Origin of the sequence: Brevundimonas sp. P7753, from assembly GCF_013386595.1 — a bacterium.
Taxonomy (GTDB): Bacteria; Pseudomonadota; Alphaproteobacteria; order Caulobacterales; family Caulobacteraceae; genus Brevundimonas; species Brevundimonas bullata.
The window spans coordinates 1-1,243 of the sequence record NZ_JACARP010000167.1; the positions used below are offsets into that span (position 1 = coordinate 1).

Consider the following 1,243-nt stretch of genomic DNA (forward strand, 5'->3'; position numbering starts at 1 on the left):
GGCCGTGACCGTCAACGCATCACCGTCGGGGTCGCTGTCGTTGGCCCGCACCATGATGTCCACCGCCATCGAGGCGGTGACGACGGCCGTGTCATTGACGGCCACAGGCACCTGGTTGGTGGCAGTGACATTGACCGTCACCGTCGCCGAGGCGGAACCTCCGCGCCCATCCGAGATCGTATAGGTGAAGGTCTTTGCCCCTGGCGTCGTCGGAGCGGAGTACCGGACATGCGTGCCGCCGCCCTGGACGGCGACCGTCCCGCCGCCTGAGGGCGCGCCAACCGCCGTCACGGTTAGCGGATCACCATCCAGCTCGCTGTCGTTGGCCAGCACCATGATATCCACGGCAGCCGAAACCGTGGCGTTCGCCGTGTCATTGTTCGCGACCGGAGCACGATTGACCCCGGAAGTTGCGACCTGGGAGCGGTTGCCTGCGGCATCATAGCTATATTGGACTACGACGCCGGTCTCATACGTCACTCGCATCAGACGTCCGAGCGCATCATACTGGTACTGCGTGCCAGCGTCCGTTGATGCCGGAAGCCCAATAGATCCCGCCAGAGCCGCGAAAGCGACGCACCCTCTCAGAAAACGTCTCATCAGAAAGGCGCTCCGATCGAGGACAGACCTCGAAAAACGGGAGCATTGAGACACTTCCGGCGCGGCCAATCTTCCGTCAGGAAGCCAACCCACCCTTAAGATTCTACAGCCCCCAAACCTGTAAAGAGAACGCGAGACCATGACACACTGTCAAGCTTTAACTCATGATTAGATTCATCCACGGCGTGGATAGTTCCAGGTGGCCCTTCGGAACTCCGGACTGATCGACTTGCTTTCGCGGATGCAACCATCTTCCAACACGCCAAGACTGTGGATAGCCACACAACGATGCCCTTCACATCGACGCTTGCGGCTTGGCAATAACGCATATCTGGCGTTTATCTTGAGGAGTGCAGAGACTGCCGGGGGGCATTATGCGTAGAATTGAACTCGGGACCGTAGCGCTCAGCGCGGCGCTGATGCAGCCGATCACTGCGTATGCCCAATCCGTTCTTGTCGATCCCGCCGGCTCTGGCCCCATCGTCTCCGCCGTCCAGTGGCTGCAAGGCACCCTGCTCGGCACCATCGCCACGGTCGTAGCGGTGATCGCCGTGGCCTGCGTGGGCCTGCTGATGCTGAGCGGCCGGATCAATTGGCGCCACGGCGCGGTCGTCATCCTGGGCTGCTTCATCCTGTTCGGCGC

2 protein-coding genes are annotated in these 1,243 nt (G+C 61.4%); one reads left to right on the plus strand and one right to left on the minus strand.

The genetic code is table 11. The features are described from left to right. Positions 1–600: Ig-like domain-containing protein (locus HX774_RS18735; protein WP_178828942.1), on the minus strand; the 600-nt coding region annotated here is incomplete at its 3' end. A 374-nt stretch (positions 601–974) separates the two neighbouring features. On the opposite strand from HX774_RS18735, the gene HX774_RS18740 reads away from it, so the two are divergent. Continuing rightward, the coding region (locus HX774_RS18740; RefSeq protein ID WP_178828943.1) for a TrbC/VirB2 family protein at positions 975–1,243 on the plus strand (269 nt) is incomplete at its 3' end.